Below are 17,110 nucleotides of genomic sequence, written 5' to 3' on the forward strand. Positions count from 1 at the left end.
CGGTTGGCCGACAATGGGCCCATGGCAGGTTCCGGGGAGCGCGCGCGGCACTGGCAGTACACGGAGCTGCCCGGCGTCGATCTGCTGCGCGCCCGGTACATCCGCAAGACGTTCGTGCGGCACACGCACGAGAACTTCGTCATCGCCGCGATCGCGGACGGGGTCGAGATCTTCCACCACGGCAGCGGCGACCAGTACGCGGGCGCAGGGACGCTCGCCCTGGTCAATCCGGACACCCCGCACACCGGACGGGCCGGTGTGCCGGAGGGGTGGCGCTACGGAGCGGTGTACCCGTCGCCCGAAGTCGTGGGCGCCATCGCGGCCGAGACGACGACGATCCGCGGCACCCCCGGTTTCGTCAGCCCCGTGCTCGACGACCCGTACACGGTGGCCCTGGTCCACCAGGTGCTGCGGGCCGCCGACGAGGGCAACGCGCTGGCCGCCGACACGCTGCTGCGGGTGGCCGTGACCCGGCTGCTCCGGCTGAACGGCGGACCCCTGCCGCAGCGCGCCGTGCCGACGGCGGGCAGGCGGATCGCCGCACGCGCGCGTGCGGTGCTGGAGGACCGGATGGCCGAGCCGCCGACGCTGGAGAGACTCGCCGGGGACCTCGGAGCCAGCCCCTTCGCCCTGCTGCGGGCGTTCCGGGACGCCTACGGGATGCCGCCCCACACCTGGCTGACGGATGCCCGGGTGCGGCGGGCCAGGCAGCTGCTGGACGCCGGTACGGCACCCTCGGAGGCCGCGGTGACCGTGGGCTTCACCGACCAGCCCCATCTGAACCGGCACTTCAGCCGCATCGTGGGCGTGCCTCCGGGCGCGTACCAGCGGGAGCGCAAGAACGTACAAGACGGCCCGCGGGGTGTGCGCCTACCGTCCGAGGCGTGGCAGAACAGACAGCTCTCGCAGCGGACGCACGGGCCGGCGGCCCGGGAAGGCAGGACGGCGGCGGTCCGGGAAAACCCGACGGGGCCGTCGTCCGGGACGCCCTCGGGGTCGGGATCGCCGTAGGACTGTCCGGCTTCGCCTTCGGGGTGACGTCGGCGGGCAGCGGTCTCACGGTCCTGCAGACCTGTGCGCTCAGCCTGCTGGTCTTCACCGGCGCGTCCCAGTTCGCGCTGGTGGGGGCGCTCGCGGCCGGAGGCAATCCGTTCACGGCGGCGGCCGGCGCCTTCTTCCTGGGCGTGCGCAACGCCTTCTACGGGCTGCGTCTGTCGCAGTTGCTCGCGCTGCCGCGTGCGGTGCGGCCGTTCGCCGCGCAGTGGGTCATCGACGAGACCACGGTGGTGTCGCTCGCCCAGCCCACGCGGCGGGCCGCGAGGATCGGCTTCACCGTGACCGGGCTCAGCCTGTATCTGCTGTGGAACCTCACCACCCTGCTGGGCGCACTGGGTGCCGAGGCCATCGGCGACACGGACGCGTGGGGCCTGGACGCCGCCGGTCCGGCCGTCTTCCTGGCCCTGCTCGCGCCGATGCTGACGAGCGCCACCGAACGGGCCGTCGCCGGACTCGCCGTCGTCATGGGACTCGCCCTGTTGCCGGTCCTGCCCGCGGGTGTCCCGGTGCTGCTGGCCGCCCTCGCCGCCCCGGCCGTCCTGTGGGCGCAGGGGCGTCGCCGGGGCGGCAGGACCGCGGCGGAGGACGACCGGGCCCGCGGAGCGACCGGGGCGCCCGCGCGGGACGGCGCCCGGCCGTCCGAGGAATCCGCGCGGGACGACGGTCCTTGTACGACGGCCCGGGCGATCGGCCCGGACCACGACGAGCCGCACGGATCCGGTGAGAGGTCCGGCCACGACGAGCCGCACGGATCCGGTGAGAGGTCCGGCCACGACGAGCCGCACGGATCCGGTGAGAGGTCCGGCCGCGACGAGCCGCAGGAGGACGGGCGATGAACTTCTGGATCGCGATCGCGGTCACCGCTGTCGGCTGCTACGCCGTCAAGCTCGCCGGGCTCCTCGTGCCCGCGGGCGTACTGGAGCGGCCCCTGGTCGGACGACTGGCCGCGCTGGTGCCCGTCGCCCTGCTCGCCGCCCTCACGGCGCAGCAGACGTTCGCCGACGGCCGAGCGCTGGTGCTGGACGCGCGGACGGCGGGGCTCGCCGCGGCAGCGGTGGCGCTGGTGCTGCGCGCACCCTTCCTGCTCGTCGTGGCGGCGGCCGTGCTGGTGACCGCGGGGGTGCGGGCCCTGGGCGGGTGAGCGGCACCGCGCGTCAGCCGATGAAGCGGCCGTACGCCCTGAGGGTGCGCAGCGCCTCGATCGTCACCATGGGGCGTGCCTCCAGGGCCGTGCCGGGTGCCCACCGGCGCCAGCGGACCGGCCAGCCGCCGTCCTCGGCCTGCTCGGCCGCGAGGAAGTCCAGGGAGCGCGTCATCTCCTCGTCGGTGAACCACGCGCGCGCGAGGGACCGCGGTGTCCTGGCGAAGTCGTGCGGGAAGTGGTGCTCGTCCGGGCCGTACCCGGGCGCCACCGGGCAGGCGTCCAGGTCTGTGGGGTCGAGTGCCGCGAGGCGCTGCTCGCGCACCAGCCGGCCCAGCCGGTCGGCGGCCGCCTGGGCGCGGGAGCGGTCGGGCGCCGAGTCCAGGAAGACGACGGCGGCCTGGATCTCGTAGGGGTGGGAGGTCTTGAGCGACTCGACCGCCTGCCAGCAGAAGTCGGTGGCGCGGAACAGCCACGCGTGCCACACCTCGCTGCGGTGCAGCAGCCCGGCCACGGGCCCGGTGGAGAGCAGTTCGCCGGGCGGGTCGTCCACGATCGGCACGAAGGGCGCCGCCGGATACCCCCGCTGGCCGGGATGCACCGCGGGAAGAGCGCCCTCCGGCGTGGAGACCGCGGTCAGGTAGCGGCACACGCGTTCCACCCGCTGTCCGCCGCAGCGCCCGACGGAGTCCAGCACGCGCAGCGCGTGCGCGGTGTGCAGGGGCTGGCTGACGGGACCGCGCAGATCGGGCTCCAGGGCATGCCCGTACCCGCCGTCCTCGTTGCGGTAGGCGTCCAGCGCGGTCTCCACGGGTTCGGCCGCGCCGTCGAGGAAGTGGTACGCGAAGAGCCGCTGCTCCAGCACGCGCGCGGTGAGCCAGACGAAGTGCTCGGCGCGGAACAGCGGGGAGTGCGCCGGGGACGTTGCGGGGAGTGGGGATGCTCCTGTTTCGGCCATGGTCAGACCGTAGGGCCGGAAACGGTGCCCGCGAGCCCTCCCCGCCGGGACCCACTCCCAGGGGCGGGATACTGGTGTCATGCGGTTGACGGTCTTCTGGGAGCGGATGGCGGAGCACTTCGGTGCGGGGTACGCCGAAACGTTCGCGCGCGATCATGTGATGTCGGAGCTCGGCGGGCGCACCGTTCACGAGGCCCTGGACTCCGGCTGGGAGGCCAAGGACGTGTGGCGCGTGGTGTGCGCCGTGATGAACGTACCGGGGGAGAGCCGCTGACGGGCGGCGGAGATCGCCGGACCGGTCCCGGCTGTCAGCGGCGTGGGCGAGACTTGCTCCGTGGCATCCACTGACGAGACCGGGCAGTCAGCCCCGCAGGCATCACCGACCGGCACGACACCGCCCACGCGGCCTCCCGCCGTCGGCGCCGCGCCGGGCGCCCGTATGCCGCGCTGGCTGCCGCGCGCCATGGTGCTCGCGCTCGCCCTCGTCGCCTGCTTCCAGCTGGGCAGCTGGGCCTTCCACCAGCTCACCGGCCTGCTGATCAACATCGTCATCGCGTTCTTCCTGGCGCTCGCCATCGAGCCCGCGGTGAGCTGGATGGCCTCGCGCGGGATGCGCCGGGGCCTGGCCACCGGCCTGGTCTTCCTCGCGGTGATCATCCTGGCCGCGGGGTTCGTGACGCTGCTGGGGTCCATGCTCGCGGGCCAGCTGATCAAGATGGTCGAGGGCTTCCCGGACTACCTCGACTCCGTCATCAACTGGATCAACGCGCACTTCGACACCGACCTGAGACGGGTGGACGTCCAGGAGGGCCTGCTGCGCTCCGACTGGCTGCGCAACTACGTCCAGAACAGCGCCACGGGTGTGCTGGACGTCTCCGCGCAGGTCCTCGGCGGGCTCTTCCAGCTGCTGACGATCACCCTGTTCTCGTTCTACTTCGCCGCCGACGGGCCGAGGCTGCGCCGCGCGATCTGCTCGGTCCTGCCGCCCGCCCGGCAGGCCGAGGTGCTGCGGGCGTGGGAGATCGCCGTGGACAAGACCGGCGGCTATCTCTACTCACGCGGTCTGATGGCGCTGATCTCGGGTGTGGCCCACTACATCCTGCTGGAGGCGCTCGGTGTGCCGTACGCGCCCGTGCTCGCGGTGTGGGTGGGTCTGGTGTCGCAGTTCATCCCGACCATCGGCACCTACCTCGCCGGCGCCCTGCCCATGCTGATCGCCTTCACCGTCGATCCCTGGTACGCGCTGTGGGTGCTGATCTTCGTCGTGGTGTACCAGCAGTTCGAGAACTACGTGCTCCAGCCCAAGCTGACCTCCAAGACCGTCGACATCCACCCGGCGGTCGCCTTCGGCTCGGTCATCGCGGGGACCGCGCTGCTCGGCGCCGTCGGCGCGCTGATCGCCATCCCCGCGGTGGCCACGCTGCAGGCATTCCTCGGCGCGTACGTGAAGCGCTACGCCGTCACGGACGACCCGCGCGTCCAGGGGCACCGCACGCGCGGCACGGGCGGCGCCGGCCGTGTGCTCAGCCGCTTCCTGCGGGGGCGGCGGCAGCGGGGCGAAGGGTCGTCGGAGGACGGCACCCCGGGGGAGTGAGCTGCGCGGCGGACGGCCGCCCGGCGTGTCCGGCGGTGCCCCCGGACACGCCGCGGCCGGCCTGGTCCGGGCTTCCCGCCGACCCTCCGTGAGAGTCTCCCGACACGGCGGATGCGCTTGACACAGAAATCGAACATCCATTCTCATGGGGGCTTCGGCGAGGTTCTCGGTGGGTGGTTCTGGTGCATTTTGTACCGATGGGCGCCCGAGTTATCCACAGGCCGGACCCGCGTCGGGGCGCATTGTCAGTGGCAGGCGTTAGCGTCTTTGACGTGAAGCGATCGACTCAAGCAAACCGGGTGGAACCCATGGCAGGAACCGACCGCGAGAAGGCACTCGATGCCGCGCTCGCACAGATTGAACGACAATTCGGCAAGGGCGCGGTCATGCGCATGGGCGAGCGCTCGATGGAGCCCATCGAGGTCATCTCGACCGGGTCGACCGCGCTCGACGTGGCCCTCGGCGTCGGCGGTCTGCCGCGCGGCCGCGTCGTCGAGATCTACGGACCGGAGTCCTCCGGCAAGACCACGCTGACCCTGCACGCCGTGGCCAACGCGCAGAAGGCCGGCGGCCAGGTCGCCTTCGTGGACGCCGAGCACGCCCTCGACCCCGAGTACGCGAAGAAGCTCGGCGTCGACATCGACAACCTCATCCTGTCCCAGCCGGACAACGGTGAGCAGGCCCTGGAGATCGTGGACATGCTGGTCCGCTCCGGTGCCCTGGACCTCATCGTCATCGACTCCGTCGCCGCGCTCGTCCCGCGCGCGGAGATCGAGGGCGAGATGGGCGACAGCCACGTGGGTCTGCAGGCCCGTCTGATGAGCCAGGCGCTGCGGAAGATCACCAGTGCACTCAACCAGTCCAAGACCACCGCGATCTTCATCAACCAGCTCCGCGAGAAGATCGGCGTGATGTTCGGCTCCCCGGAGACCACGACCGGTGGCCGGGCGCTGAAGTTCTACGCCTCGGTGCGCATCGACATCCGCCGCATCGAGACCCTGAAGGACGGCACGGAGGCGGTCGGCAACCGCACCCGCTGCAAGGTCGTCAAGAACAAGGTCGCGCCGCCCTTCAAGCAGGCCGAGTTCGACATCCTCTACGGCCAGGGCATCAGCCGTGAGGGCGGTCTGATCGACATGGGCGTGGAGCACGGCTTCGTCCGCAAGGCCGGCGCCTGGTACACGTACGAGGGCGACCAGCTCGGTCAGGGCAAGGAGAACGCGCGCAACTTCCTCAAGGACAACCCCGACCTGGCCAACGAGATCGAGAAGAAGATCAAGGAGAAGCTCGGCGTCGGCGTGCGTCCCGAGGAGCCCACCGCCGAACCGGGTACGGACGCCGCGGTCTCCGCCGCAGCGGACGACTCCGCGAAGCCGGCTCCGGCCGCGTCGACGGCCAAGGCCGGCAAGCCCAAGGCCGCGGCCGCCAAGAGCTGACGGCGTGACACGGCGAACCGACTGGGCCGAGTACGCCCACCCCGGCCCTCCTCGGGAGCCGGGGCGGCAGGGCGACACGGGCTTCGCCGGGGACGGCGACGCCTGGCCGGACGGCACCTCGTCCTTCGGACACCACGGTGACGCCCGGCAGGACGGCACCCCGCGCCCCGAGGACGGCGAACCCGGCCGCGGCGGGCGCGGGCGACACGGCGAGGGCGGCTCACGCACGGGGCGTGGGCGCCGTCGGCGCACCGGACCGGACTCGTCCGGTGAGGACGGAGGCACCCCTGCCTCGTCGAGGGCCGAGAAGGGGGAGCCGCCGGGGGACCCGGTGGAGCGGGCACGGGCGATCTGCCTGCGCCTGCTCACCGGGACCCCACGCACCCGGAAGCAGCTCGCGGACGCCCTGCGCAAGCGGGAGATCCCGGAGGACGTCGCCGATGCGGTGCTCTCCCGGTTCGAGGAGGCCGGGCTGATCGACGACGGGGCCTTCGCCGACGCCTGGGTGGAGTCCCGGCACCACGGGCGCGGTCTGGCCCGCCGGGCGCTCGCCCAGGAACTGCGTACCAAGGGCGTCGACCCCGCACTGATCGACACGGCCGTCTCCCAGCTCGACTCCGAGCAGGAGGAGGCCACCGCGCGGGAGCTCGTCACCCGCAAGCTGCGCGCCACCCGCGGACTGGACCGCGACAAGCGGCTCCGCCGACTCGCGGGCATGCTCGCGCGCAAGGGCTACTCCGAGGGCATGGCCCTGCGGGTGGTCCGGCAGGCGCTGGAGGAGGAGGGCGAGGAGACCGACCTCCTCGGGGACGAGGGGTTCTGAGCATCCCGGAACATGCGGAGGCGCCCTGAGCACGGTGGATGCGCGGGGGCGCCCCTCGTGTTCAGGGACACCGGCGCGTGGCCGGCCACACGCGGGGCGGACCGGCCGGTCGCCCACGGAACAGACTTCCGGTCATGCGCCGGCCGGAGGCGTGACCGGGAGCCCGGCCTCCTTCCACGCCTGGAAGCCGCCCACCAGGTCGGTGGCCCGCCGCAGGCCCAGCCGGTGCAGGGACTCGGCGGCCAGACTGGAGGCGTAGCCCTCGTTGCAGACGACCACCACACGCAGATCGTGCCCGGTGGCCTCGGGCAGCCGGTGGCTTCCGTGCGGGTCCAGCCGCCACTCCAGTTCGTTGCGCTCGACGACGAGAGCCCCGGGGATCAGACCGTCGCGTTCGCGCAGGGCGGCGTAACGGATGTCCACCAGCAGCGCCTCACCCGCGCGGACAGCGGCATGGGCGTCGAGGGGCTCGATCCGCTCGTAGCCCGCGCGCACCCGCTCCAGCAACTCGTCCACACCGACCGGCTGTCGGCTCTCGGCAGTCATCGCGTGGCCTCCCCGGCCGTACTCGTGGTCCGGTTCTCTCCCCGGCGTTCTTCCCCGCCCCCGCCGCCGCTCACTGCCAGTCCTCCGGCCGCTCGACCTGCTCCAGGCGCAGCACCGGGCCGGTGCGGCTGTAGCGGCGGATGCGGGGCAGCGGCGGATAGTAGGCGTGGACGGAGATCGCGTGGTGCCCGGTGGACTCGTTGAGCACCTCGTGGACGTGGTGCCGGCCGAACGCGCGGCCCTCACCGGCGGGCAGGAGGCGCTCGCGGTCCACGCCCTCGGTCAGTTCCAGGGTCTGCCATCCGTCGGTGGGCAGCCGGGCCGCGAGCGAGTTCTCCCTCAGTTCCCCGCGGGCGGTGAGAAAGGCACCGACCGAGTCGGCGTGGTCGTGCCAGCCGGTGCCCGTACCGGGCGGCCAGCCGATCAGCCATGCTTCACTGCCGCCGGGCCCCTCCAGACGGATCCAGGTGCGGCCCTCCGGGTCGAGCGGCAGCGAGGCGATCAGCTCGGCGTCGGCGGCGGTACGCCGTACGAAGTCGAGCAGGTCCGCCTGGGTGGGGACACGGGCAGGCGCGGAAACGGAGAGGGAGGGGGAGGGGGCGGGGGAGACAGACAACGGAGACCGTCCTGGTGAGAAGTCGCGTGAGCGCGCGGCGCCGCGAAGGCGGCGTGCGCGGAAGAGGGGATGCGAGTTCAGCAGGACGGACGACACACGCAGCCCGCGTAACGGACGAGGTCCATATGGACCCTCCGCCACAGGCGCACATCGGTGTCGGTCACGATCCGGAGTAGACCACGCGGGTCCGGAGCGGTCAACTCACCGTCACCATGCGGACGCAGGGTGACGGTGAGGACGCGCCCTCATGAGGCCGGCCCGGGCCCTCAGCTGCCCGACGCGGCCGATGCCGACGCGGGGGCCGACGCCGTCTCCTCGGCCTCCCGCGGCCCCCCGAGCGTCGCCTCCGCGGCCGCGTACAGGTCCGCCGGGCGGACGCCGCCCAGAGCGGTCACGAGATGGCCGTCGGGCCGTACCAGCAGGACGGTGTGGGCCCCCGCGCCCGGGTAGCTCTCGGCGACCAGCAGCTCCGCCGGGTGCGGCAGCGCCGTCACCGCCGCGGCCAGCCGGGGCATCAGACCGGCCGACATCCAGTGCCTGCGCTCCCACACCCCGGTGCCCGGAGCGATCAGCACGACCAGCAGGACACCGCGGCCGAGCCGGTCCCTCAGCCGCACGAACGTGCCGTCCTCGGCCGTGACCAGGACATCGGCGACCGGGGAGCCCGGGGGAGTGTCCACCGGGACCTCCGCCTCGATGTGCCGGGGCGCCAGCGGCGAGTCGGTGTAGCCGCCCGGCGCACCGAGCGGACCCTGCCCCAGGTGGCCGTCGGTGAGCAGCGCGTCGTGACCGCGGGCGGTGCCGGGCACGTACGTGCGCAGCCCCTTGCCGCCGCGCAGCAGCGGCAGCACCTGGTCGGCGGCGCGCAGCCGGGCGGCGACGACCGCGCGCCGCTCGGCCTGGTAGCTGTCGAGCAGCGCCTCGTGCGGCCCGTGATGCCAGGCGAGGGCCAGCTTCCAGGCGAGGTTGTCGGCGTCCCGCAGCCCCTCGTCGAGGCCCTGGGTGCCGAGCGCGCCGAGCAGATGCGCCGCGTCCCCGGCGAGGAAGACACGGCCCGCCCGCCAGCGGCGGGCCAGCCGGTGGTGCACGGTGTGCACACCGGTGTCCAGCAGTTCGTACGACGGAGTGGCGCCGTCGCCCCAGCCCGTCAGCGTTTCCCGGACACGGGCCACCAGCAGCTCGGGTGTCACCAGGTCCTTGCCCGGGGGCAGCAGCCAGTCGAGCCGCCAGACGCCCTCCGGCAGCGGACGTGCGGTCACCTCCCCGGCCGAGGGGCCCGACATCCGCCACGGCGGTGTCCGGTGGAGCAACGCCCGACCGGACCAGGGAAGTTCCGTGCGCAGCGCGGCGACGGCGTGCCGCTCCACCGCCGTACGGCCGGGGAAGCGGATGTCCTGGAGCTTGCGCACGGTGGAGCGGGGGCCGTCGCAGCCGACCAGGTGGCTCCCGCGCCACCAGGTGCCCCGGGGCCCGCGGGTGTGCGCGGTGACGCCGGACGGCTCCTGCTCCAGGCCGTCGAGCCTGCTGTCCACGGCGATCTTCACCAGCGGTTCGTCGGCCAGGGCGGCACGCAGCGCGCCGGTCAGGACGTGCTGGGCGATGTGCAGCGGCGCGGGCCCCGGCGCGGCCCCGGCCTCGGGGCCGGGCGCGTCGAAGTCGACCTCGCGCATGATCTGCCTGCGCCGCATCGACCGCCAGCCGGACCAGCGGACACCGGTCTCGGCGACCGGCAGCCCGGTCAGCCGCTCCACGAGCGCCGCGGTGTCCTCGTGCAGCACGACCGTACGGGCCAGGCGCGGTTCGTCCTTGCCGGGGCCCTCGTCCAGGACGACGCACGGCACCTCCTGGCGGGCGAGCGCCAGGGCGAGCGTGAGCCCGACGGGCCCCGCTCCGACGATGATCACCGGGTCCACGGCGCGGCGCTCCCTGCTCGTGGCGGTGTCTCAGGGGACAGGTGTGAACAGGAGGTTTGAGCAGGGTGCACGATCACAGAACGTATGCAACCCATTGCCGGTGCTTGCGTCAAGTGACGAAGGCGTGGCGGTCGGGCTGCTGCCTCCGAGCAGTCCGACCCCCGGCTATGCCGCGTTCCCGTTTGCCGCGCCGCGGGCGAGCCATGCCACGCGAGCGGCGTGAACGCGTGTGGGTGCTCCCAGTTTCGTGCGTAGGGACCGGACATGGTCCTTCACCGTCTCTGGGCTGATGAAGAGACAGCGTGCGATTTCTCGGTTGGACATTCCCTGGCCAAGGAGGTGCAGAACTTCCCGTTCTCTCCGGCTCAGACGGTGAATCCTTTCTCGTGCGGACTGTTCTTGCGGCGCTGCCGGCCAGGACCCAAGACATTCACTGATCAGTGATTCGCTGATCTCGGGCGAGAGAACTCTGCAGTCGTTTAAGACTGCGGGAATGGCCCACGAAACATGCTGGGCCGCGGTTTCTTGAAGAAGAATCCCGGATGCCCCCATGGTCAGTATGCGGCGAATGTCGATCGGCGTGATTCGTTCGGCGATGACGAGGACAGGAAGTTCGGGATGCGCCTGCGCGGTCAGGTGCAGAGCTTCGGCCGAGCTGTGTCCGTTCGTCTGAGCGCTGACTATGATGTCCGCTTCTGCTCTTTCGGTTGCGACGGTCAGAAATGGCCGGGTGTCCAGCGCATCGCGGAGAGGTCCACTCAAGCAGCCTTCTTCGCCGGTGATTCCGATTCGCATTCCATAACCCCCGGAATGTACTGAATGTGTGGCATTTATTTGCCGGGCCGCCTGGTCAGGGCCGCCTTTTCCGGCAATCCTTTCCCTGGAGTTGACGCCACGTCAAGGCTCGCATTGTCAATGTCACACGATTTGAGGTTCTCCTGAGGTGCCGCGGCGGCTCCGCAGGCAACAGCCTGTCTGTTTGCCGGGAATGACCGATTCGGGGTCTGAATGCGAGGTCGTGCCCCCCGAAAAGGGGATATCGATGAGCCGGGTCCATCGGATTGGATGGTGAGCGGTTCGGCAAAGCTTCGAATGAGGTGCGGCGAGCTTGAGGTGCCGGTGCTCCTGCGACCACGAAGAGCGCCGGATGCTCCCTCGAGGGGAACTGCCGCACAGAAGGTTGGGAGAAAATTTTGCTGAAGGATTTCCGGGCTCGACGGACTGTCATCGCCTCGGCTTTTGGAGTACTGCTGGCCGGCTCCTTCTCGCTCAATGTCGCGGCGCCCGCCACGGCGTCGGCAGCCGAGCGAGGGCGCCCGACAGGATGCTCGTACGAGCTCATCAATCCGCGGCTGACTGTGGCGGAGTGCGACCGTGCGAATGGTGGCCACTACCGCGCCGTCGCGAACTGCAGGGACACGGACACCGGCGCCATCAAGGTCTTCGAGGGCGACTGGCGGAACAACGGGTCCTTTTCCAAGGCATATTGCCAGGGATCGACCAAGGCTGTGTCCGCCGGCATCGAAACCAAGACGTCCTGAACACGAGGCACCGCCCTCCCCGCACAGCACGTCAAAAATTGATTGAACAGTGAAAGGGTTCATGTCGATGAGGAAATGGTCGATCATCGCCACGGGAGGCGTGCTGGCAGCCGTCACCCTCGGCTTCCAGGGGTCGGTCTCGGCGGCGGCCGCGGAGGCGAGGGGCTGGCCGACAGGCTGTACCTACAGGGAAAACCACGCAAATGGCGCGATGGCTAAATGCGAGAACAGCAACGGCGGCCACTACAAGGCCAGCGCGAACTGCGAACGGTGGGACGGGGGCGGCATTGTCGTCGTCGACGCTCCCCGCTGGCGCACCAACGGATGGTCGCAGGTCTTCTGTCCGGCGCAGACGAAGTTCAAGTCGGCCGGGATCATCACCAAGAGCACGTGAGGACGACTGCCTGACGAAGGGCCGCCCCCTTCGGTATTCCGTTCTTTCGCGAGGAGTGCAGACGGACCGGACTGTCCCGCTGCCGGCATCCCGTCAGAGGTCGCCGCTGTAGCTCGGAAGAGTCGAGGCGGAACAGCGCGGGCCGCGCCTGCGGGGCATTCTTCACCTCGTCCAGGATGCTCACTTCTCTCGGGCGCCGAACAGCGCAGCGTCCGGAAAGTCACAGGTCCTCGGCCTCCTCGATTCTTCGCGGGTCCCCCGTCGGTCGACCGACGGGGGACCCTGCGTTTGTGAGTCCGTTGCGTCTAGGGATCACAGAGAGTCACATCTTGTAGTGCTCTGATGCTCGTCGAGGCGGGAAGGCATCGTGGAAGCGGTGAGTCGGCAAGGGGACCGAGGGTCCACTCCTGGGCCATGCGGGAATCCGGTCGATCCGCGCCGCGGCCCAGATCCTCGGGCAGTGCTGGGGTCGCGGACACCGTCCCGTGGTCATGCCGAACCCGCACGGCCACGGGGAAGATTCACTCGCGTCGCAGTCGGGCCAGGTCCGGAATCCAGAGCGGGAGCCAGGAATTTCGTGCGCTGCCATTTTGCCGACGAGGCACCGGATCCCAGGTGGGAGCCGCTACGGCGGCAGCGGGTACATCGATCGAACCGCTCGGCGGATCCTGACCCGGTGAGCGGAAGGATTTCACGGTGGTGGTCCAGATACGCCGACGGAGGCAGCGGCGTGGTTCGCCGCTGCCTCCGGTTCACTCGGCATTGACCGTGGATCAGATGGAACTGCCTGCGCCCGTTCCGGCTGGGTTCACTTCCTCGTCCTCGGCCGAGAGCACCGCGCCGGAGCTCCTCTTGCTGCGCCGCAGCCTGCCCTCCAGCCAGCTTGCGAAGCTGGTCAGAATGAAGTTGAGGATGATGTAGATGGCCGCGACGACGATAAAGCTCGGGATGACGTTGGCGTAGAACGCAGCCAGGGTGCCGCGGGAGTTGAGCAGCTCGGTGAAGCCGATCATCACACCGCCAAGTGCGGTGTCCTTCACGATGACCACGAGCTGACTGACGATGGCCGGCAGCATGGCCGTGACCGCCTGCGGCAGCAGGATGCTGGTCATCGTCTGCCCCTTGCGCAGGCCGATCGCGTGGGCGGCCTCCGTCTGGCCCTTGGGCAGGGCGAGAATGCCCGCCCGCACGACCTCGGCGAGCACCGAGGCGTTGTAGAGGACCAGACCCGTCACGACCGCGTACAGCGGCCGGTCCGCGCTGGAGACGTCGGTGGAGCGGGCGTAGAACTCGTTGGCGAACAGCATCAGCAGCAGCACCGGGATGGCCCGGAAGAACTCGACCACGGCGCCGGCCGGGATACGGACCCAGCGGTGGTCGGACATGCGGGCGATGCCGAAGAACGCGCCCAGCGGGAGGGCGATGACCATCGCGAGCGCGGCGGCCTTGAGCGTGTCGGCGAGTCCGGGCAGCAGATACGTCGTCCACGCCTCGGACGTCGTGAACGGCTCCCAGAGCGCCCACTCCAGCTGACCCTTGTCGTCCATGACCTGCCACACCCACCACAGGGCAAGGGCGAGCACGGCAAAGAAGACGACGGACAGCAGAAGGTTGCGCCGTTTGGCCTTCGGGCCCGGGGCGTCATAGAGGACGGAACTCATCGCTTCACCGCCAGTCGCTTGCTGAGCCAGCCGAGGAACAGGCCGGTAGGCAGGGTCAGAACCACGAACCCGAAGGCGAAGACGGCGCCGATCAGCAGTGTCTGTGCCTCGTTCTCGATCATTTGCTTCATCAGGTAAGCCGCCTCGGCCACGCCGATCGTCGCCGCCACCGTCGTGTTCTTGGTCAGCGCGATCAGCACGTTGGCGAGCGGGCCGATGACCGCCCGGAATGCCTGCGGCAGGACGATCAGGCGCAACACCTGGCTGAAGCTCAGCCCGATCGCGCGGGCCGCCTCGGCCTGACCGACAGGCACGGTGTTGATGCCGGAGCGCAGTGCCTCGCAGACGAATGCCGCGGTGTAGGCGATGAGGCCGAGGACCGCCAGACGGAAGTCACGGGTCTCGAAGTTGTCCGGCGCTCCCATGCTCACCCGGAAGACTCCGGCGAGACCGAGCGATGTGAAGACGATGATGACCGTGAGGGGGATGTTCCGGACGATGTTCACGTACGCGGTGCCGAAGCCGCGCATGAGCGGGACCGGGCTGACCCGCATCGCGGCCAGCAGGGTGCCCCAGATCAGTGAACCGATGCCGGAGAAGACGGTGAGCTGCACCGTGACCCAGAACGCGCCCAACAGGCTCGGGTCGTCGTAGTCGGATAGAAAATCAAACACAGTTTCCCGCTCCTCCGGGGGTGGGGGTGTGCGGGTGCGCCGCCCCTAGAGGCGGCGCACCTCCAGGCTGGAGCCTCAGCTCACGATGACGCCGATCTTCGGGGCCTTCTCGTTCTGGTAGCCGGCCGGACCGAAGTTGTCCTTCACGGCCTGATCCCAGGCGCCGTCCTTGACCATCTTCTCGAGGGCGGCGTTGATCTTGTCGACGGTGGCGGTGTCACCCTTCTTCACACCGACGCCGTAGTTCTCGTTGCTCAGCTTCAGGCCGGCGAGCTTGAACTGGCCCTTGTACTGGTCCTGCGCGGCGAAGCCGGCCAGGATCGAGTCGTCGGTGGTCACCGCGTCGACGGCACCGCTCTGGAGGTTCGCGATGCACTCGGAGTAGGAGCTGTACTCCTGGAGCTGGGCCTTCGGCGCGATCTCCTTCTGGACGTTCTGCGCCGAGGTGGAGCCGACCACCGAGCACAGCTTCTTGCCGTTGAGGTCGGTGCCCTTGCTGATGTCGGAGTCCGCCTTGATCAGCAGGTCCTGGTGGGCCAGCAGGTACGGGCCGGCGAAGTCGACCTTCTCCTTGCGCTCGTCGGTGATCGAGTAGGTCGCGGTGATGAACTTGACGTCGCCACGGGCCAGCGCGTTCTCACGGTCCGCGCTCTTGGTCTCGACGAACTCGATCTGGTCGGGCTCGTAGCCGAGCTCCTTGGCCACGTACGTGGCCACGTCCACGTCGAAGCCGGAGAACTTGTCGCCGGGCTCCTTCAGGCCGAGACCGGGCTGGTCGTACTTGATGCCGACCTTGATCGTGCCACCGTCGCCCGAGCCCGAACCGCTGTCCTTGTCGTCGTCGCCCCCACAGGCCGTCGCGGTCAGGGACAGGACGAGCGCAGCCGCGGCCGCGGCGGAGACCTTGCGGAGCTTCATGGTGAACATCCTTCGTGTGATGAGGAGATGCCGTGTTGCTGGTGACGCTTTACATCGCGGGAGCGACGAAACGTCAGTGGTGCAGGATCTTCGACAGGAAGTCCTTGGCGCGGTCGCTGCGCGGATTGCTGAAGAACTGGTCGGGCGCAGCCTCTTCGACGATGCGGCCGTCCGCCATGAACACCACGCGGTTTGCCGCCGATCGTGCGAATCCCATCTCATGGGTGACGACGATCATCGTCATGCCCTCACGGGCCAGCTGCTGCATGACCTCGAGGACCTCGTTGATCATCTCCGGGTCGAGAGCCGACGTCGGCTCGTCGAAGAGCATGACCTTGGGGTCCATGGCCAGCGCACGGGCAATGGCGACACGCTGCTGCTGGCCGCCGGAGAGCTGGGCGGGGTACTTCTCCGCCTGGCTGGCCACGCCGACCCGGTCCAGCAGAGCGCGGGCCTTCTCCTCGGCCTTCTTCTTGTCCGCCTTGCGGACCTTGATCTGGCCGAGCATGACGTTCTCGAGCACCGTCTTGTGCGCGAAAAGGTTGAAGGACTGGAACACCATGCCGACGTCCGCCCGGAGCCGGGCGAGTGCCTTGCCCTCGGCGGGCAGCGGCTTGCCGTCGATCGTGATCGTGCCGGAGTCGGTCGACTCCAGCCGGTTGATGGTGCGGCACAGGGTGGACTTGCCGGACCCGGAGGGTCCGATGACCACGACGACCTCGCCGCGCGCGATCGTCAGATCGATGTCCTGGAGCACGTGCAACGCGCCGAAGTGCTTGTTGACGTTCTTCAGGACGACCAGTTCGCCGTTCGCGGCCACGTCTTCCTTGGCCACCGATACTTCGGTCATCGCTCTCTGGCTCCGTCCTCCTCGGTTTCGGAGGACAGTAGTAACCCTACGCGACCAGCGTCATTACATCTGAGGGGAATCTGAGCATCACGATCCGATAGCAATCGGACACGTGTCGTAGCACTTGCGACCTGGGCGCGTATCGGCCGGGTAACGGTAGCCGCGCGCAACCGGAACCCTCTTGACGCCGTCCTCATCCATCGGCGTGACTGCCTGGGTGCACGCACGCGCGTGCACGCGTCTTCAGACGACGGGTCCGTACGCGCGATGAACCGAAGGAGGCCAGGATGAGACTTCTCCTCGTCGAGGACGACAACCATGTCGCCGCCGCCCTGTCCGCGGTGCTGGCGCGGCACGGTTTCGACGTCACGCACGCCCGCAGCGGCGAGGAGGCACTGCAGGCGCTGGTCCCCGGGGGCCCCGGCTTCGGGGTCGTCCTGCTGGACCTGGGTCTGCCCGACCAGGACGGCTACCAGGTCTGCGGGAAGATCCGCAAACGCACCAGCACCCCGGTCATCATGGTCACCGCGCGTTCCGACGTCCGCTCCCGCATCCATGGCCTCAACCTGGGCGCCGACGACTACGTCGTCAAGCCGTACGACACCGGAGAACTGCTCGCGCGCATCCACGCGGTCAGCCGGCGCACGGTGCCGGAGGACGCCGGTGGTGCCGCTGAGGCCGGTGAGGCGGTGCTGCGCCTGGGGCCCGTGCACATCGAGCTGCCCACCCGCCGGGTCAGCGTGGACGGCGCGGTCGTCCAGCTCACGCGCAAGGAGTTCGACCTGCTCGCCCTGCTGGCCCAGCGGCCCGGCGTGGTCTTCCGCCGGGAGCAGATCATCAGCGAGGTGTGGCGCACGAGCTGGGAGGGGACCGGGCGCACTCTGGAGGTGCATGTGGCGTCCCTGCGCTCCAAGCTGCGCATGCCCGCGCTGATCGAGACCGTACGGGGCGTCGGCTACCGGCTCGTCGCCCCCGCCGTCTAGCGGGCC

The 17,110-nt window shown here is 70.0% G+C and carries 19 protein-coding genes and 1 pseudogene; 10 read left to right on the forward strand and 10 right to left on the reverse strand.

All coding sequences use genetic code 11. The features are described from left to right. Positions 1 to 21 precede the first annotated feature (21 nt). From ACIQGV_RS00090 to ACIQGV_RS00100, 3 genes and pseudogenes are all read left to right on the forward strand, one after another. On the forward strand, positions 22 to 1,011 hold the full coding sequence (locus tag ACIQGV_RS00090) for an AraC family transcriptional regulator (RefSeq protein ID WP_402488164.1): 990 nt from the start codon (positions 22 to 24) through the stop codon (positions 1,009 to 1,011). Beyond that, positions 1,002 to 1,658, forward strand: a pseudogene (locus ACIQGV_RS00095) (AzlC family ABC transporter permease); the annotation flags it as partial. The gene ACIQGV_RS00090 and the pseudogene ACIQGV_RS00095, both read left to right, overlap by 10 nt. 230 nt (positions 1,659 to 1,888) lie before the next feature. Beyond that, on the forward strand, positions 1,889 to 2,197 hold the full coding sequence (locus tag ACIQGV_RS00100) for an AzlD domain-containing protein (RefSeq protein ID WP_402488167.1): 309 nt from the start codon (positions 1,889 to 1,891) through the stop codon (positions 2,195 to 2,197). 13 nt (positions 2,198 to 2,210) lie between these two features. Here the strand turns inward: ACIQGV_RS00100 and ACIQGV_RS00105 are convergent, their stop codons facing one another. Then, on the reverse strand, positions 2,211 to 3,155 hold the full coding sequence (locus ACIQGV_RS00105) for a hypothetical protein (RefSeq protein WP_402488170.1): 945 nt from the start codon (positions 3,153 to 3,155) through the stop codon (positions 2,211 to 2,213). Between the two features lie 79 nt (positions 3,156 to 3,234). Here ACIQGV_RS00105 and ACIQGV_RS00110 point away from each other — a divergent pair, with 79 nt between their 5' ends. From ACIQGV_RS00110 to recX, 4 genes are all read left to right on the forward strand, one after another. Continuing rightward, complete coding sequence (locus ACIQGV_RS00110) at positions 3,235 to 3,429, forward strand: DUF3046 domain-containing protein (RefSeq protein ID WP_402488173.1); 195 nt, start codon at positions 3,235 to 3,237, stop codon at positions 3,427 to 3,429. Positions 3,430 to 3,489: 60 nt separating this feature from the next. After that, complete coding sequence (locus ACIQGV_RS00115) at positions 3,490 to 4,749, forward strand: AI-2E family transporter (protein WP_402488175.1); 1,260 nt, start codon at positions 3,490 to 3,492, stop codon at positions 4,747 to 4,749. 308 nt (positions 4,750 to 5,057) lie between these two features. After that, a complete protein-coding gene (gene recA, locus ACIQGV_RS00120; RefSeq protein WP_402488178.1) occupies positions 5,058 to 6,185 on the forward strand; it encodes a recombinase RecA in 1,128 nt (375 codons plus the stop codon). 4 nt (positions 6,186 to 6,189) lie between these two features. Beyond that, positions 6,190 to 7,008, forward strand: coding sequence for a recombination regulator RecX (gene recX, locus ACIQGV_RS00125; protein WP_402488181.1), 819 nt, complete (start codon positions 6,190 to 6,192; stop codon positions 7,006 to 7,008). A 132-nt stretch (positions 7,009 to 7,140) separates the two neighbouring features. Here recX and ACIQGV_RS00130 read toward each other — a convergent pair whose 3' ends face one another. The 5 genes from ACIQGV_RS00130 to ACIQGV_RS00150 form a co-directional block, all read right to left on the reverse strand. Beyond that, positions 7,141 to 7,554, reverse strand: coding sequence for a rhodanese-like domain-containing protein (locus tag ACIQGV_RS00130; RefSeq protein WP_402488183.1), 414 nt, complete (start codon positions 7,552 to 7,554; stop codon positions 7,141 to 7,143). Positions 7,555 to 7,624: 70 nt separating this feature from the next. Next, positions 7,625 to 8,170: a cysteine dioxygenase gene (locus tag ACIQGV_RS00135; protein WP_402488186.1), complete on the reverse strand. Its 546-nt coding sequence runs from the start codon at positions 8,168 to 8,170 to the stop codon at positions 7,625 to 7,627. Positions 8,171 to 8,247: 77 nt separating this feature from the next. Continuing rightward, complete coding sequence (locus tag ACIQGV_RS00140) at positions 8,248 to 8,295, reverse strand: hypothetical protein (RefSeq protein ID WP_309506048.1); 48 nt, start codon at positions 8,293 to 8,295, stop codon at positions 8,248 to 8,250. A gap of 141 nt (positions 8,296 to 8,436) precedes the next feature. Beyond that, positions 8,437 to 10,083, reverse strand: coding sequence for an FAD-dependent monooxygenase (locus ACIQGV_RS00145; RefSeq protein ID WP_402488189.1), 1,647 nt, complete (start codon positions 10,081 to 10,083; stop codon positions 8,437 to 8,439). Between the two features lie 165 nt (positions 10,084 to 10,248). Next, positions 10,249 to 10,878 carry a DNA-binding response regulator gene (locus ACIQGV_RS00150; RefSeq protein ID WP_402488192.1) on the reverse strand — a complete coding sequence of 210 codons (630 nt, stop codon included), beginning with the start codon at positions 10,876 to 10,878 and terminating at the stop codon, positions 10,249 to 10,251. A 398-nt stretch (positions 10,879 to 11,276) separates the two neighbouring features. Here ACIQGV_RS00150 and ACIQGV_RS00155 point away from each other — a divergent pair, with 398 nt between their 5' ends. Both ACIQGV_RS00155 and ACIQGV_RS00160 read left to right on the forward strand, forming a co-directional pair. Then, on the forward strand, positions 11,277 to 11,624 hold the full coding sequence (locus ACIQGV_RS00155) for a hypothetical protein (RefSeq protein WP_402488195.1): 348 nt from the start codon (positions 11,277 to 11,279) through the stop codon (positions 11,622 to 11,624). A gap of 211 nt (positions 11,625 to 11,835) precedes the next feature. After that, positions 11,836 to 12,018 carry a hypothetical protein gene (locus ACIQGV_RS00160; protein WP_402488198.1) on the forward strand — a complete coding sequence of 61 codons (183 nt, stop codon included), beginning with the start codon at positions 11,836 to 11,838 and terminating at the stop codon, positions 12,016 to 12,018. 773 nt (positions 12,019 to 12,791) lie between these two features. Here the strand turns inward: ACIQGV_RS00160 and ACIQGV_RS00165 are convergent. The 4 genes from ACIQGV_RS00165 to ACIQGV_RS00180 all read right to left on the reverse strand — a co-directional run bounded on the left by ACIQGV_RS00165 (position 12,792) and on the right by ACIQGV_RS00180 (position 16,121). Beyond that, positions 12,792 to 13,679, reverse strand: coding sequence for an amino acid ABC transporter permease (locus tag ACIQGV_RS00165; protein ID WP_402488200.1), 888 nt, complete (start codon positions 13,677 to 13,679; stop codon positions 12,792 to 12,794). After that, positions 13,676 to 14,353 carry an amino acid ABC transporter permease gene (locus ACIQGV_RS00170; protein WP_402488203.1) on the reverse strand — a complete coding sequence of 226 codons (678 nt, stop codon included), beginning with the start codon at positions 14,351 to 14,353 and terminating at the stop codon, positions 13,676 to 13,678. The genes ACIQGV_RS00165 and ACIQGV_RS00170 overlap by 4 nt, the downstream gene beginning before the upstream one ends. Positions 14,354 to 14,428: 75 nt before the next feature. Next, positions 14,429 to 15,271, reverse strand: coding sequence for a glutamate ABC transporter substrate-binding protein (locus tag ACIQGV_RS00175; RefSeq protein ID WP_402488205.1), 843 nt, complete (start codon positions 15,269 to 15,271; stop codon positions 14,429 to 14,431). 73 nt (positions 15,272 to 15,344) lie between these two features. Next, complete coding sequence (locus ACIQGV_RS00180; RefSeq protein ID WP_402488208.1) at positions 15,345 to 16,121, reverse strand: amino acid ABC transporter ATP-binding protein; 777 nt, start codon at positions 16,119 to 16,121, stop codon at positions 15,345 to 15,347. Positions 16,122 to 16,408: 287 nt separating this feature from the next. On the opposite strand from ACIQGV_RS00180, the gene ACIQGV_RS00185 reads away from it, so the two are divergent. Then, positions 16,409 to 17,104: a response regulator transcription factor gene (locus tag ACIQGV_RS00185; protein ID WP_402488211.1), complete on the forward strand. Its 696-nt coding sequence runs from the start codon at positions 16,409 to 16,411 to the stop codon at positions 17,102 to 17,104. The last annotated feature ends 6 nt before the right edge of the window (positions 17,105 to 17,110 follow it).

It is taken from the genome of Streptomyces sp. NPDC093094 (assembly GCF_044754345.1).
Lineage (GTDB): Bacteria > Actinomycetota > Actinomycetes > Streptomycetales > Streptomycetaceae > Streptomyces.

Excerpts from the sequence above, each read along its gene's own strand:
- ACIQGV_RS00090 (WP_402488164.1), top strand. The coding sequence starts at position 22 with ATGGCAGGTTCCGGGGAGCGCGCGCGGCACTGGCAGTACACGGAGCTG.
- ACIQGV_RS00100 (WP_402488167.1), top strand. The coding sequence starts at position 1,889 with ATGAACTTCTGGATCGCGATCGCGGTCACCGCTGTCGGCTGCTACGCC.
- ACIQGV_RS00105 (WP_402488170.1), bottom strand. The coding sequence starts at position 3,155 with ATGGCCGAAACAGGAGCATCCCCACTCCCCGCAACGTCCCCGGCGCAC.
- ACIQGV_RS00110 (WP_402488173.1), top strand. The coding sequence starts at position 3,235 with ATGCGGTTGACGGTCTTCTGGGAGCGGATGGCGGAGCACTTCGGTGCG.
- recA (WP_402488178.1), top strand. The coding sequence starts at position 5,058 with ATGGCAGGAACCGACCGCGAGAAGGCACTCGATGCCGCGCTCGCACAG.
- ACIQGV_RS00130 (WP_402488183.1), bottom strand. The coding sequence starts at position 7,554 with ATGACTGCCGAGAGCCGACAGCCGGTCGGTGTGGACGAGTTGCTGGAG.
- ACIQGV_RS00150 (WP_402488192.1), bottom strand. The coding sequence starts at position 10,878 with ATGCGAATCGGAATCACCGGCGAAGAAGGCTGCTTGAGTGGACCTCTC.
- ACIQGV_RS00160 (WP_402488198.1), top strand. The coding sequence starts at position 11,836 with ATGGCTAAATGCGAGAACAGCAACGGCGGCCACTACAAGGCCAGCGCG.
- ACIQGV_RS00165 (WP_402488200.1), bottom strand. The coding sequence starts at position 13,679 with ATGAGTTCCGTCCTCTATGACGCCCCGGGCCCGAAGGCCAAACGGCGC.
- ACIQGV_RS00175 (WP_402488205.1), bottom strand. The coding sequence starts at position 15,271 with ATGAAGCTCCGCAAGGTCTCCGCCGCGGCCGCGGCTGCGCTCGTCCTG.
- ACIQGV_RS00180 (WP_402488208.1), bottom strand. The coding sequence starts at position 16,121 with ATGACCGAAGTATCGGTGGCCAAGGAAGACGTGGCCGCGAACGGCGAA.
- ACIQGV_RS00185 (WP_402488211.1), top strand. The coding sequence starts at position 16,409 with ATGAGACTTCTCCTCGTCGAGGACGACAACCATGTCGCCGCCGCCCTG.